The 13,474-nt window shown below is 65.0% G+C and carries 10 protein-coding genes; 3 read left to right on the top strand and 7 right to left on the bottom strand.

Annotated features, from left to right (window positions below; all coding sequences use genetic code 11):
• Window positions 1–16: 16 nt before the first annotated feature.
• The 6 genes from KY494_RS22465 to ybaK form a co-directional block, all read right to left on the bottom strand.
• The gene (locus tag KY494_RS22465; protein ID WP_219888292.1) at window positions 17–1,678 is read right to left on the bottom strand and encodes a GDYXXLXY domain-containing protein; all 1,662 of its coding nucleotides are present in this window, start codon (window positions 1,676–1,678) and stop codon (window positions 17–19) included.
• Window positions 1,675–2,640, bottom strand: coding sequence for a DUF2157 domain-containing protein (locus tag KY494_RS22460; RefSeq protein ID WP_219888291.1), 966 nt, complete (start codon window positions 2,638–2,640; stop codon window positions 1,675–1,677). The genes KY494_RS22465 and KY494_RS22460 overlap by 4 nt, the downstream gene beginning before the upstream one ends.
• Before the next feature lie 37 nt (window positions 2,641–2,677).
• On the bottom strand, window positions 2,678–2,968 hold the full coding sequence (locus tag KY494_RS22455; protein WP_219132839.1) for a DUF427 domain-containing protein: 291 nt from the start codon (window positions 2,966–2,968) through the stop codon (window positions 2,678–2,680).
• Window positions 2,969–3,038: 70 nt separating this feature from the next.
• Window positions 3,039–3,710, bottom strand: a complete 672-nt coding sequence (locus tag KY494_RS22450) for a DsbA family oxidoreductase (RefSeq protein ID WP_219888290.1) — start codon at window positions 3,708–3,710, stop codon at window positions 3,039–3,041.
• Between the two features lie 90 nt (window positions 3,711–3,800).
• The gene (gene plsY, locus KY494_RS22445) at window positions 3,801–4,445 is read right to left on the bottom strand and encodes a glycerol-3-phosphate 1-O-acyltransferase PlsY (protein ID WP_242428268.1); all 645 of its coding nucleotides are present in this window, start codon (window positions 4,443–4,445) and stop codon (window positions 3,801–3,803) included.
• Between the two features lie 97 nt (window positions 4,446–4,542).
• The gene (gene ybaK, locus KY494_RS22440; RefSeq protein WP_219888289.1) at window positions 4,543–5,034 is read right to left on the bottom strand and encodes a Cys-tRNA(Pro) deacylase; all 492 of its coding nucleotides are present in this window, start codon (window positions 5,032–5,034) and stop codon (window positions 4,543–4,545) included.
• Window positions 5,035–5,071: 37 nt separating this feature from the next.
• Here ybaK and KY494_RS22435 point away from each other — a divergent pair, with 37 nt between their 5' ends.
• A complete protein-coding gene (locus tag KY494_RS22435) occupies window positions 5,072–6,034 on the top strand; it encodes an endonuclease/exonuclease/phosphatase family protein (protein ID WP_219888288.1) in 963 nt (320 codons plus the stop codon).
• Here the strand turns inward: KY494_RS22435 and KY494_RS22430 are convergent.
• Window positions 6,031–8,565, bottom strand: a complete 2,535-nt coding sequence (locus tag KY494_RS22430) for an EAL domain-containing protein (RefSeq protein WP_219888287.1) — start codon at window positions 8,563–8,565, stop codon at window positions 6,031–6,033. The two genes, KY494_RS22435 and KY494_RS22430, sit on opposite strands and share 4 nt — an antisense overlap.
• Before the next feature lie 395 nt (window positions 8,566–8,960).
• Between KY494_RS22430 and KY494_RS22425 the strand changes: the two genes are divergently transcribed.
• Window positions 8,961–10,199: an efflux RND transporter periplasmic adaptor subunit gene (locus KY494_RS22425; protein WP_219888286.1), complete on the top strand. Its 1,239-nt coding sequence runs from the start codon at window positions 8,961–8,963 to the stop codon at window positions 10,197–10,199.
• A 3-nt stretch (window positions 10,200–10,202) separates the two neighbouring features.
• Window positions 10,203–13,316, top strand: coding sequence for an efflux RND transporter permease subunit (locus tag KY494_RS22420; RefSeq protein ID WP_219888285.1), 3,114 nt, complete (start codon window positions 10,203–10,205; stop codon window positions 13,314–13,316).
• Window positions 13,317–13,474: the final 158 nt, after the last annotated feature.

Genomic DNA, 13,474 nt, shown 5'->3' with positions numbered 1-13,474 from the left:
TTGTTCAATCAAGCGGTTACAGTGCCTGTAAATCTTCCCCGCGCATGCCCACCAGCAAGGCGCGACCATCGGGCAGCACGCGGAACTCGCCATAGCGGGCCTTTTCCCAGCGCGCCGCCTCGCCCTCCTTGAAGAACCAGGCATCGCTGACCAGCACCCAGTTACCACCCTTCGGCGTCAGTTCGAGCAGGAATTCGCCGGGCGCCAGCACCTCTTTGGTGTACGGGCGCAGCAGTTCTGCCACGCCGCGCGCATCGCGCCTGGCCACCACGAGGGGCCGGCCCGGCGCCCTGTCCACGCTGGCCAGGGTGCTCAGGACGCCGAGGCCCTGGAAATTGAGGCGCATATAATCGCCCTGCATCAGCGAACGGGGATCGACGGGCGCCAGTTCCACGAACACAGGCTCGCCCTTGGCAATCAATTGCTCCTTTTGCCAGATGCCACCGTTGGCGACCAGCAACACCAGCAGCAAGCCGCCCAGCACGCCCAGGCGCACGGCGCGATGTTCGGCCGCCACGCCCGCCGGTTTGCTTTCCACCAGATGCAGCACGGCGCCGCGCGTAGCCAGCCACGACAATGCGCACAGCACGGCGCCGGCCACGGCCAGCAGCGCCGCCTTGCTGGCCAGCGGCCAGGCCAGCTGGTAATAAAAGCTGCCGATGATCCACGCCGCCGCCAGCGCGGCCGCCACGGCCACGCGCAAACGCGCGCTCGTCACACAATACGCGAGGATCAGCAGCACGGGACCGAGCGCCGGCATGAACCACGCCAGCACGACCAGCACCAGCGCCACGCCGATGGCGGGCAACTGGCGCAATGCCGGCCAGCGCCATCCCGTCCAGGCAGCGGCGGCCGTGGCCAGCACGAGCGAGACGCCATTCAAGGCCTGTGCATACCAGGCGCCGGCCTGGTGCCGGCTCACTTCGCGCGCCACCTCGCCCGTGAAGCCGCCACCCAGCGCACCGCCCAGCATGAAGGTCATGCCGGACCAGAAGACCAGTCCCAGCAAGATGGCCAATACCCACCCGGTCGACAGCGACTCCAGGAAGGCGGCGACGGGTGCGCCGCGGCCATCGTTGAAGGCCTGCTTCTGCAGCCAGTGGGCGGCCAGCCAGAGTGCCAGGGCCAGCATCCAGGCCAGATACAGTTGCGTGGGATCGTTCTCGAAAATCCAGTCGCGCGTGCTATCGATGATGCCCAGCGCCAGCAAACCGCAGGCGACCAGTCCCAGCAGCACGCGCAGCCAGTCGCGCGGCAAGGCGGCGGCCACCACCAGGCATACCAGGCACAGCAGCAGCGAGGCCGTCTGCGTGGAGCAATCGCGGAACAGGGCATAACCGAGCAAGCTGCCGCCCACCAGCAGGCAGGGCACGGCCAGCTGCTCGACAAACAGCGCCACGCCGCGCATGCGGATCAGCAGTACGGCCACCACCAGCACGATGGCGGCCACGATATACGCGCCGGGACCGTGGCGCACCACGCTTTCCAGGCCCACACCCAGCGCCAGGACCAGGGGGATGGCGGCCAGCCAGGCGCCGAAGGCCGTCATCAGCACCAGCGGCCACGGCCGGACATCCTGCACGGGCCGGCTGGCGTTGGGCGGCAACAAACCGGCGCGCGTGGCGTCGTCGATCAGGGCGGCGAGCGCATCGTCGCGCTGAGTGTTGATATTGCTCATGGTGCCTCCTGGCGCGTGCGCCACAAAATGCCTTGCACGGTCAGCGCCAGCAGCACGGCAGCGACCAGGCCCAGCATCACCAGCCTGCCGACGCCATCGCCATTGCCACCGCCATTGAACAGCATGTATCCCAGCCCCCACACCAGCAAGGTGTTGACGCCCAACGAGACGGCACTCAGGCCGAACACATCAAAGTAGCGGCGCGTGGCCAGCAGGACGCCGGCGACAGCCAGCAAGCCCAGCCCGGCCCAGTACGGCGATTCGACCTCGCTGCCGAACAGGGCGCTGACAGCCGTGCCCGTGATGAGGATGGTGGCCAGCACCAGGCCCAGGCGCAAGGCCCAGTTGCCCGCGCCCGTCCAGCGCGCCAGCAGGGGCGAGACAAACGCACAGGCCAGCAGCACGGCCAGCCAACCGCTGATGAAAATGCTCAGATCGGCCGAATTGATGCGCCAGCTGTGGTGCGCATGCGCCTGCATCCACAGGGCGGCGGCCGTCGAAAAAATTAGCATCCACGGCGTCCACAGCACGTCGCTGCGCGCCACCAGGCACAGGGGCAAGGCCAGCGCGGCCCACAGGGCGAACAGCTGCCACGGATCGGCGCCCGTCTGGTAGGTCTGGCCGAAATACGCGAACAGGCCGCCGATGGCCAGCAAGGCCATCAGCAACAGCGGTATGCGCGCCTTGGGTACGGCGAAGGCGCCCACGCAGGCGGCGGCCAACACGCCTTGCAGCAGGGCAAAGCGGCCCATGCGACCCAGGTCTTCCCAGTTGGCGGCGACCCAGCAGATCAGGCCCATGCCCAACAAGGCGGCGCCCAGCACGGCCACGCCGCGCGGCAGCCAGTAGGCCAGGCGCGCCGGTTCGCGCTGGAAGCCGGCCACTTCCTGCAACTGCCGGGTTTGTTGGGCATCGAGCGCATGGGCCGAGGCGAGTTGGTACACGGCGAGGCGTAAATCCATCGTCTGCTTTCTTTGTCAGGAAATAGGGGGAGTCAGGTCAGCGCTCGACGCTCACGCCGCGCCAGAAGGCGACGTGGCCGGCAATTTGCTTGGCGGCATCCTTGGGCTGGGGGTAATACCAGGCGGCGTTGGCATTCGTCTGGCCATCGACGACGACATCGTAATAGCTGGCCGTGCCCTTCCACGGGCAGATGCTGGTGTGACTGCTGGGACGCAGGTACTCCTGCGTCACCTTGGACAAAGGAAAATATATATTGTTTTCAACGACTTGCACCTGCGCATCGGTCGCTTGCGCGATGACGGCGCCATTCCAGCTGGCTGTTGGCATTTGACTATCCTCCTTCTGCGCCGAGTGTAGCGCAAAAAGTCTGCCATGGCGCGCGCCATTGGCGCCTGGCTTAAGCGCCGCTGATGATCTGGCGCAAGGCTTGCTCAAACACTTCAGGAGGCTGGCCGCCGGAAATCAGGTGGCGCTCGTTGATGATGACGGCAGGCACCGAGTTGATGCCGTTCTGCTGGTAGAACCGCTCCTGCGCGCGCACTTCGTCCGCATAGGCATCGGAGGCCAATACCTCGGCCGCTTTCGCGGTATCGAGACCGACGTCGCCCGCGACTTTCAGCAGCACCTCGTGCGAGGACGGATTCTGGCCCTGCGTGAAGTAGGCATCGAACAGCGCCATCTTGAGTGCCTTCTGGCGTCCTTCGATCCCGGCCCAATGCAGCAGCCGGTGCGCATCGAACGTGTTGTAGATGCGGCCGCGCTTGTCCATGGCGAAAGTAAAGCCCAGCTGCTCGCCGCGCGCGCGGATCGCTTCGCGCGACTGCGCCATCTGTTCCGGGGTGGAACCGTATTTGCGGGCGATGTGTTCGCCGATATCCTCGCCTTCGACCGGCATATTGGCGTTCAGCTCGAAGGGCTGGAAGTGGATCTCGGCCTGGACGGTGCCGTCCAGCTTGTCCAAGGCTTGCTCCAGCGATTTCAGGCCGATCACGCACCAGGGGCAGGAAACGTCGGAAACGAAGTCGATACGGAGGGGAACGGGTGTGGCGGAGGAGGTGGGGACAGTCATGGTGGGCAGCCTTTGCGCGAGTCGGTGGCGGCCGCACCGCGCGGCGCCGCAAGCACAGCATATGCGTGCGGGCCGCGGGAAATCAAGCGCCTACTTTTTCTTCACGGGCGCCTTGGCCCCATCCTTCTTGCCGCCGATCTTGCTTTCCTTGCCAGAGAGCAAGTTCGCGATGTTCTGGCTGTGGCGGTAAGCCAGCAGCACGCTCATGACGATGACAGCCAGCAAGATCGGATCGACGCCGAACAGCAAGCCATAGTAAAACGGCGCGAACAGGGCCGCCACCAGCGCTGCCAGCGAGGAATAGCGAAACGCGTAGGCGATGATCAGCCAGGTGGCCAGGGTCGCCAGGCCCAGCCAGGGATTAATCCCCAGCAATACGCCCAGGGCCGTGGCCACGCCCTTGCCGCCGACAAAGCGGAAGAACACGGGCCACAGATGGCCGAGGAAGACGGCGATGGCCACCAGCGCCACGGCCGTGTCGCCCACGCCCAGGGCGCTGGCAAAATGGTCGGCCAGGAACACGGCCAGCCAGCCCTTGGCGCCATCGCCCAGCAGCGTCATGACGGCCGCGCCCTTGTTGCCGCTGCGCAGCACGTTGGTGGCGCCCGGATTTTTCGAGCCATAGGTGCGCGGATCGGCAATGCCGTAGACCTTGCTCATCACCACGGCAAACGATATCGAGCCGAGCAAGTAAGCGGCCACTGTCATTGCCACGGTTGTGATTACTGGATTCATTTCTTCCCTTTATTATGTTTATTGCACCAGCGTCGAGGCTGGCGCAGCAGAATATACACCATGCTCCATGCCCCGCAACAGGCTTTGGACGATTTCCTTAATCCTGCAGCGCGCACTGCACCGGCTTGGCCTTGAGCAAATCAATGAGCACCTGCGGCGCCAGCGAGACGAGAAAACCGCGCCGCCCGCCATTGATATAGATGCGTTCGAGCGCCAGGATGGATTGCTCCACGTACACGGGCATGGCCTTCTTCGTGCCGAACGGCGAGGTGCCGCCGATCATGTAGCCGGAATGGCGCTGCGCCACTTCGGGCTTGCACGGCTCGACGGACTTGCAGCCGATGCCACGCGCCAAATTCTTGGTCGACACCTTGCAATCGCCATGCATGAGCACGATCAGCGGCTTGGCCGCCTCGTCCTGCATCACCAGGGTCTTGATCACCGCGTGCTCGGGCACCCCCAGCTCGCGCGCCGAGACGCTGGTGCCGCCGTGTTCTTCATACGGATACGGGTGTTCTTCAAAGGAAACGTGATGCTTGCGCAGCAGCTGCGTCGCCTGGGTTTCGGAAATATGCTCTTTTTTAGCCATGCGTGATACGCTGATCGTTCAGTGAGGAGTGCTAATTATGCAGCAAGAAATCCGCTTTGCCACATTCAATGTCTGCAACCTTGCCCCCGCCGGGGCGAAATTGTATGACAACCTGGAACCGTTGAGCCCGGCGCAATACGAGGCCAAGGCGGAATGGACGGCGCGGCAGATCGACCTGCTCGACGCCGACGTGATCGGTTTCCAGGAAATTTTCTCGCAAGCGGCCCTGCGCGACGTGCTGTCGCGCACGCGCCATTACCGCGCAGCCGCCCTGGCCGGACACGATGCGATGGACGCCGCCGGACGCATGCTGCCCACGGTGGCGCTCGTGTCGCGCCTGCCGCTGGCCGGCGCCGGAGTTGCCTGGACGAATTTCCCGGCCGGCGTGAGCGTGTCCGCCGATGACAATGTCTGCCGCTTCGCCCGCGCACCGCTGCACGTGCAGGTCATCTTTCCGGGAGGACAACTCACCGACGTGGTCGTGGTGCACTTGAAATCGCGCCGGCCCGACTACCGCCACGGCGACGGCAACGATGCCATCGCCTACGCACTGGCCAACCTGCGCTCGCTGCAGCGGCGCGGCGCGGAAGCGGTGGCCCTGCGCGTGCTGGCAAGCGAACTGTGCCACAGCAGCCGTCCCCGCATCGTGCTGGGCGACTTCAACGACATCGCCAATGCCGTCACCACGTCCATCGTCATGGGCGCGGGCGCACCGTGCGAACCAGGCATGGAAATGCGAGAACGCCTGTATGACGCCAACGCCATCGCCCTGCGCCAGGATGCGGCGCGCCACGCGGGCTACACGAACATCCACGACAGCGCCTACATGACGATCGACCATATCCTCGTATCCGAACATTTTCATCCCGCCTCGCCGCGCGCCATCGGCGTGCTGCAGGACGTGACTTATCTCAACGACCATTTGCTGCTGGGCCTGCCATATGCGTCCGACCATGGCCAGGTGCTGGCGCGCATCAAGCTGCTGGGAAACATTACCTAGTTCAATAACTTCGCCAGAACACTGCCCGCGACTTGCGCGCTGGCATAGCGCCCCTGGTATTGCTGGCAGCCCTGTGCCCGCAGATACGCCAGTTGCTGCGCCGTTTCCACGCCTTCGGCAATCACCGTCAATTGCAGCTCGCGCGCCATGGCGATGATGGTGGCGGCGACCATCGTGTCGGCTTCGCCTGCCGTGCCATCCGCCGCGGCGGGCAGGAAGGATGGGTCGATCTTGAGTTTATCCACCGGGTAATGGCGCAGATTGGCCAGGCGCGAATAGCCGGTGCCGAAATCGTCGATGGCCAGCCTGACGCCCAGCGCGCGCAGCTGCGCCAGCACGCCGGCCAGGCGCGCGCCGCCCTTCATCAGCAATGACTCCGTCACTTCCAGTTCCAGGCAGGCGGCGGGCAAACCCGACACGGCCAGCGCCTCTTGCACGCTGAGCAATAAATTATTGTGCAGGCATTGCGCCGGCGACAGGTTCACGGCCACGCGCCAGGCCTGGCCCGCATCGTGCCAGGCGCGCGCGCGTCGGCAAGCTTGCTGCAGCACCCAGTTGCCAATCGACACCATCAAGCCGCACTCCTCGGCCACGGCGATGAAGCGCTCGGGCGGCAGCACGCCCAGTTGCGGGTGGCGCCAGCGCAACAGCGCTTCGGCGCCGACGATTTGCCCGCTAGCAACATCGAGCGCGGGCTGGAACTCCAGCACGAATTCATCGCGACCCAGCGCGGCGCGCAAGCCCTGCTCCAGGCTGGCCCGCTCGATGATTTGCGCATTCATCTCGGCATTGAAAAACTGGAAATTGTTACGCCCGCCTTCCTTGGCATGGTACATGGCGATATCGGCGTTGTGCACGAGGGCCTCGATGCTGTCGCCATCGCTGGGAAAGATGGCCACGCCGATCGAGGTCGATACCTGCAGTTCGTATTCGCCCAGCTGATAGGGCTGCGTGACGGCATGCAGCAGACTCGACGCCACATGGGCCACCTGGTCGATGCCGCCCACCTCGGCCAGGATGATGACGAACTCGTCGCCGCCATGCCGGCTGACCGTGTCGACGCCGCGCACGCAGCGCACCAGGCGCCGCGCCACTTCCTTGAGCAGCAAATCGCCCACATGGTGGCCCATGCTGTCATTGATGTGCTTGAAATGATCGAGGTCCAGGTACAGGATGGCCAGCATGCTCAGCTTGCGCCGCGCGGTCGCCAGCGCCAGCGACAGCCGGTCCAGCAGCAGCACCCGGTTCGGCAAGTCGGTCAGGAAATCGTGCTCGGCCAGGTGGCGCGTGTGCTCCTCGTTTTTCTTGCGCTCGCTGATATCGTTGAGGATGGCCAGGTAATTGCTCAATTGCCCCTGGCTGTCGCGGATGGCCGTCAGCGACAGCCAGGCCGGGTAGCGCCCGCCCGCCTTGCGCTGGCCCGTGATATCGCCTTGCCAATAGCCGTTGGCCTCGACTTCGTCCCACACGTGGTCAAAAAACGCCGGCGCGTCCGGCTCCACGCCGTGCTGGACGAAAGGCTTGCCCAGCATGTCGTCCAGGCTGTAGCCGCTGATTTCGCTGTACGCGGGATTCATGCTGACGACGCGCTGCTGCGGGTCCATCACGACGATGGCCACACTGGCATGCTCGATGACCTGTACCGACAAATACAGGGCCCGCTCGGCCAGTTTGCGCGAGGAAATATCGCGGATCACGGCGTAAAACAGATAGGTGTGGTCGAGCGTGACGGAAGTGAGCAGCACTTCGCCCCAGAACAGCTGGCCCGCGCACGTCTGATAGCGCCAGTCGTAGCGGCAGTTGCCGTCGGCGTGGGCCTGTGCCGCCAGCTGCGTGCCGCGCAACGACGACAATTCGCCATCGGGCTGGCGCAGCGGCGAAAAGTCGCTGAGGCGGCGCCCCAGCAGCCGTGGCCGGTCTTCACATTGAAACAGGGTAATGGCGGCCGGATTCGCTTCGGCGATGTACTCGTCGCGCAGCAATACGATGGCGTCGGCGGACTTGTCGTACAGCTGGCGGAAATTGTCGCCCATCAGCAGCAAGGCACCCTGCGCGGCGCCATCCTGGCCGCTGGCCGTGATGTCGACATCGATGCACACCACTTGCCGCACACGTCCGGACTGCATGACGGGAAACACGGTGGAACAGATGCAGCGCGGCGCGGCGCCGTCGGCGTCCAGCTTCCACAGGCGCATGCCGCGCGCCTTGCCGCTCTCCCACACGGCGGCCAGTTCGCCGGCGACATCCTCGGCCAGGCTGGCGGCATCCGGCAGCGAAGCGGCCACCCTGGCCCACGGCTGGCCCAGCGCCAGCTCGGCCGCCACGCCGTACAGGCGCGCCGCGCCAGCGCTCCAGTAGCGCACGATGCCGTCGCGGTCGATGCCACGCACGGCCAGGCCAGGCGCCTGTTCGACGGCGGCAACAATGATGGACAGCAAGTCCAAGGCCTTGCCGGCCGGCCCCGCCTGCGGTTCGGCAGCGGCAAGCAAACGGCCCGGCGACGGCGCGGCTCCGACAATCCGATCAGACATCAGGCCCCCGTGGCGCGGCCGCGCGGCAACCGGCGGGCGTGTGGCCTGTCCGGTGGCGCAACCATCCCGACCATTCTTGCGCGCCGGCGAATCGGCTTCTTGAGGAGGCGCAAGCATCGTGACGTGCGCGGCGGGCATCCTTACTGTGGTCTCCGGTCGCCGTTTTTTGCATTCCAGCCCCGATTTTGTGCAATCTGTCGCATGGCGATGGCGGCCGGACTTGAATCTTCCTAAAGTGGCAACATGCGTATCGCCGTGAACGGCCGCAGCGGCAGGCGTGCTGCCTGCGGCCGCCACGGCGATGCGCTACCCGAATTCCCTCCCGGCCAGCGACAGGCCGGGTCCGCACCGAGACCTGGCGCCGAGCCCCTGCGCCGCTCCTGACTAAAAAACCTATGAAAAACGAGACCCTGCCCCCCGCCTCTCCCCTTGCCGCCACGCGCCGCCGGCGCTGGCGCACCCCCGTGCTGATCCTCGTCGTACTGGGTCTGGCCGGGGGCGGATGGACCGTCATGCAATCGAAGCAACAGGCGGCCAAGGCTGCCGAATTGCAAGCGAGCAAGAAGAAGGAGCAGGCAAAGTCCCCCGTGCATGAACTGGCGCAGGGCGACGTGGCCGCCATCGATGCGCGCGCGCTGACCATCAGCCTGCCCCTGTCCGGCTCGCTGGCGCCCGTGACCCAGGCCACCATCAAGGCCAAGGTCTCGGGCGTCATCCAGGAAACGACCTTGCAGGAAGGCCAGCAAGTGGCCAACGGGCAAATCCTCGTGCGCCTGGATGCGGCCGACCTGCGCGCCCGCCTGACACAGCAGCAAGCCATGCTGGACGAAGCGCAGGCGCGCCTGTCCATGGCGGCCAAGAACGAGGCGAACAGCCAGGCCCTGCTCAAGCAAAAATACATTTCGCAAACGGCCTACGACACGACGCAAAACTCGGTCGACCTGGCGCGCGCCAACGTCAAGTCCGCCGCCGCCATGGTCGATATCGCCCGCATCGCGCTGGCCGACACGGTGATCCGCGCACCGATGGCCGGCATCGTCAGCAAGCGCCACCTGCAGGCCGGCGAAAAAGTCTCGCCCGACATGCCCGTCTACACCATCGTCAACCTGGCCCAGCTGACCCTGGAAGCGCCCGTGCCCAGCGCGGAGATTCCCCGCATCAAGCTGGGGCAAGACGTGCACTTCAAGGTCGACGGCTTCGGCGCGCGCGACTTTGCCGGCAAGGTCACGCGCATCAACCCCACCACCGAGAGCGGCTCGCGCGCCATGCTGGTCTACATCGCCGTCGACAATGGCGATGGCGCGCTGCGCGGCGGCATGTTCGCCAAGGGCAGCATCGTCACCGAGCGATCAATCGTGGCGCCGCTGGTGCCGTTGACGGCCGTGCGCAATGAAAAGCAGGGCGCCGTCGTGTACGCGCTGGTGAACAACAAGGTGGTCGCCCAGCCCGTCACACTGGGACTGCGCAACGAGGATGAAGGCTATGCGGAAGTCACATCCGGCCTGGTGCCGGGCGCCAAAGTCATCATCGCCAGGCTCGATGGCGTGAAACCTGGCCACAGCGTGACCTTCGCCGCGCCCGCCACCGCACCCGCCCCAGCTGCACCGGCGGCCGTGCTGGCACGGAAGGACTGAGCCATGTGGATGACCAAAGTCAGTATTCAAAACCCCGTCTTCGCCACCATGGTCATGGTGGCGCTGGTGGTGCTCGGTATCTTCTCCTACCGGGGCCTGGGCGTGGAGAGCATGCCCAGCGTGCAGTTCCCGTTCGCCGCCATTGAAGTGAACTACCCGGGCGCCTCGCCGGAAGCCGTGGAAAACGACATCACGCGCCCCATCGAGGACGCCGTCAACACCGTCAGCGGCATCAAGACCATCCGCGCCAACTCGTGGGAAGGACGCGCCGGCGTCTACCTGGAATTCGAGCTGTCGACCAACATGGACAAGGCCATGCAGGACTTGCGCGACAAGGTGGCGCTGGTCCGTCCGCGCTTCCCGAAGGAAGCCAAGGACCCGTTCATCGCGCGCGCCGAAGGCGACAACGAACGCCCCATCGCCACCATCGTGCTCACATCCACCGGGCATGACCTGCGCTCGCTGTCGACCATGACGGAGCAGATCATCAGCAAGCGCTTCCAGGGCGTGGCCGGCGTGGGACAAGTCAAGCTGCGCGGCCTGCGCGCGCGCCAGATCCTCATCAGCATGAAGCCGATCGAGCTCAATGCCCAGGGCATCGGCGTCGATGAAGTCATCCGCGCCATCCAGGCGACGAATACCAATTTGCCGGCCGGCTCGATCAGCCATGGCGCGGCCGAACAGCTGGTGCGCGTGGAAGGCAAGATCAAGGATGCGCGCGAATTCGGCAAGATCATCGTCGCGCGCCGCGCCGTCGGCCCCGTCTACCTGGACCAGGTGGCCACCGTGGTCGACGGCGAGCAGGAAGAACTGTCGATTTCGCGCATGAACGGCCAGCAAGCCGTGACCATGGAAATCACCAAGGTGCAGGACGCCAACGTGGTCGAAGTGGGCACCGGCATCCTGAAAGTGGCGGCGGACCTGCAAAAGACGCTGCCGCCCGATATCAAGCTGCGCGTGCTCGACGACGAATCGGAACGCATGCAAAGCCAGCTCGATAACGTCAAGCGCACCATCATCGAAGGCGCCGTGCTGACCATGGTGATCGTCTTCCTGTTCCTGCACTCGTGGCGTTCGACCATCATCACGGGCTTGACCCTGCCGATCTCCGTGCTGGCCAGCTTCATCGCCATGAAGGCGTTTGGTTTTACGCTGAACTTTTTGACCCTGATGGCGCTGTCCTTGTGCATCGGCCTGTTGATCGATGACGCCATCGTGGTGCGCGAAAACATCGTGCGCCACCTGGGCATGGGCAAGAGCCACTACCAGGCGGCCAACGACGGCACCAATGAAATCGGCCTCGCCGTGATGGCCACCACGTTCGCCATCGTCGCCGTGTTCGTGCCGGTCGCCTTCATGGACGGCATCATCGGCCGCTTCTTCCTGCAGTTCGGCATCACCGTGGCCGTCGCCGTGCTCGTCTCGCTGTTCGTCAGCTTCACGCTCGACCCCATGCTGTCGTCCGTCTGGCGCGACCCCGTCAAGGACCGCTTCAAGTACGCGCCGTGGCTGGGCCGCTTCATGGCCTGGATCGAGACGGGCATCGACCGCCTGCACGTCTGGTACGGCAAGGTACTGGGTATTGCCCTGCGCTGGCGCAAGACGACCTTGGCCACGGCCTTCGCCCTGTTCGCGGGCAGCCTGATGCTCGTGCCCATGATCGGCGGCGAGATGTTCCCCGAGACGGACCAGGGCTGGGTCAACCTGCGCTTCAAGACGCCCGTCGGCTCCAGCCTCGAATACACGGACAGCAAAGTGCGCCAGATCGAAACGGCCTTGAAAGAATTTCCCGAGATCGACAGCCTGGTGGCCAATATCGGCACGCCCGATGGACGCAACGCGGCCGAAGTGAACCTGAAGCTGACGGACATCAAGACGCACAAGCGCCGCTCGCAGCAGGAACTGGAAAAACTGATCCGCGAACGCCTGGCGCCGATTGCCGGCATTACCCTGTCGGTCGGCAACCGCCCCATCTTCATCGCCATCCTGGGCACGGACGAAGGCAAGCTCGATGCGGTGGCACACCGCCTGATGGACAAGATGCGCACCATCAAGGGTCTGGCCGACATGGAGTACAGCCAGGAAGGCGCCAATCCGTCGACCACCGTGAAGATCAACAACGAACTGGCCAGCGACCTGGGACTGTCGGTGCAGCAGATCGGCAATGCCCTGCGTCCGTTCGTGGCGGGCGACACGGTCAGCCACTGGCTGGCGTCCGACGGGCAAAACTATGACGTCAACGTGCAGCTGCCCAAGTCAGGCCGGCAAAAGGTGGCCGACCTGGCCGACCTGTCGCTGGCATCCAGCAAGTTTGACGCGAACGGCAAGCCCATCATGATTCCGCTGCGCCAGGTGGTCGAATTCGTGCCCTCGTCCAGCCCGCAAGTGCTGAAACGCCAGGCCTTGCAGCGCCGCGTCGCCATCTATGCGGGCGTGCAGGGCCGCCCTGCCGGCGACGTCGACGCCGACGTGCAGAAAGCCATGAAATCCATCGACCTGCCGCCCGGCGTGCGCTTCGACGTGGCCGGCAATGCGCAGCAGATGGCCGAAACCATGGGCGGCGCGATGATGGCGCTGGGGATCGCCGTGATCTTCATCTACCTGGTGCTGGCGTCGCAGTTCGGCAGCTTTTTGCAGCCGATCGCCATCATGGTGTCGTTGCCGCTCTCCTTGATCGGCGTGCTGCTGGCCCTCCTCATGACGGGCAGCACCCTGAACATTTTCTCCGTGATCGGCTTCATCATGCTGATGGGCCTGGTCACCAAGAATGCGATTTTGCTGGTGGACTTCACCAACCAGCGCCAGCGCGAAGGCCTGGGGCAGTTTGAAGCGCTGATGGAAGCGGGGCAAGTGCGCTTGCGCCCCATCCTGATGACGACCCTGGCGATGGTCTTCGGCATGCTGCCGATGGCCATCGGCATGGGCGACGGCGGCGAATCGCAGGCGCCCATGGGCCGCGCCGTCATCGGCGGCGTCATCACCTCGACGCTATTGACGCTGGTGGTGGTGCCCGTCGCCTACACCTACCTCGACAGCCTGGGCAAGCGCGCCGCGCGCTTTTTCGGTGGCGGCGAGCATGCCCATGCCGACGCTGACCAGGCACCCGCAGCCCATTAAGTTTCCACCGGTCGCCTTCACCGTCCCCGCATTGGCGGGGACGACGCGGCGGCTTCCTGAAGAGAGCTTCAGTTGACTAAAGCGGCCCCACTGGCTAGACTGTCCCCCGTTATCAATGATATGGAGTGACTCGTGGGTGCTTGTTCCAGTGACAGTAG

The organism is Janthinobacterium sp. PAMC25594 (genome assembly GCF_019443505.1).
Classification (GTDB): domain Bacteria; phylum Pseudomonadota; class Gammaproteobacteria; order Burkholderiales; family Burkholderiaceae_D; genus Janthinobacterium.
Note: the sequence above shows the minus strand (reverse complement) of the source record. Positions and strands in the feature narration are given on the sequence as shown.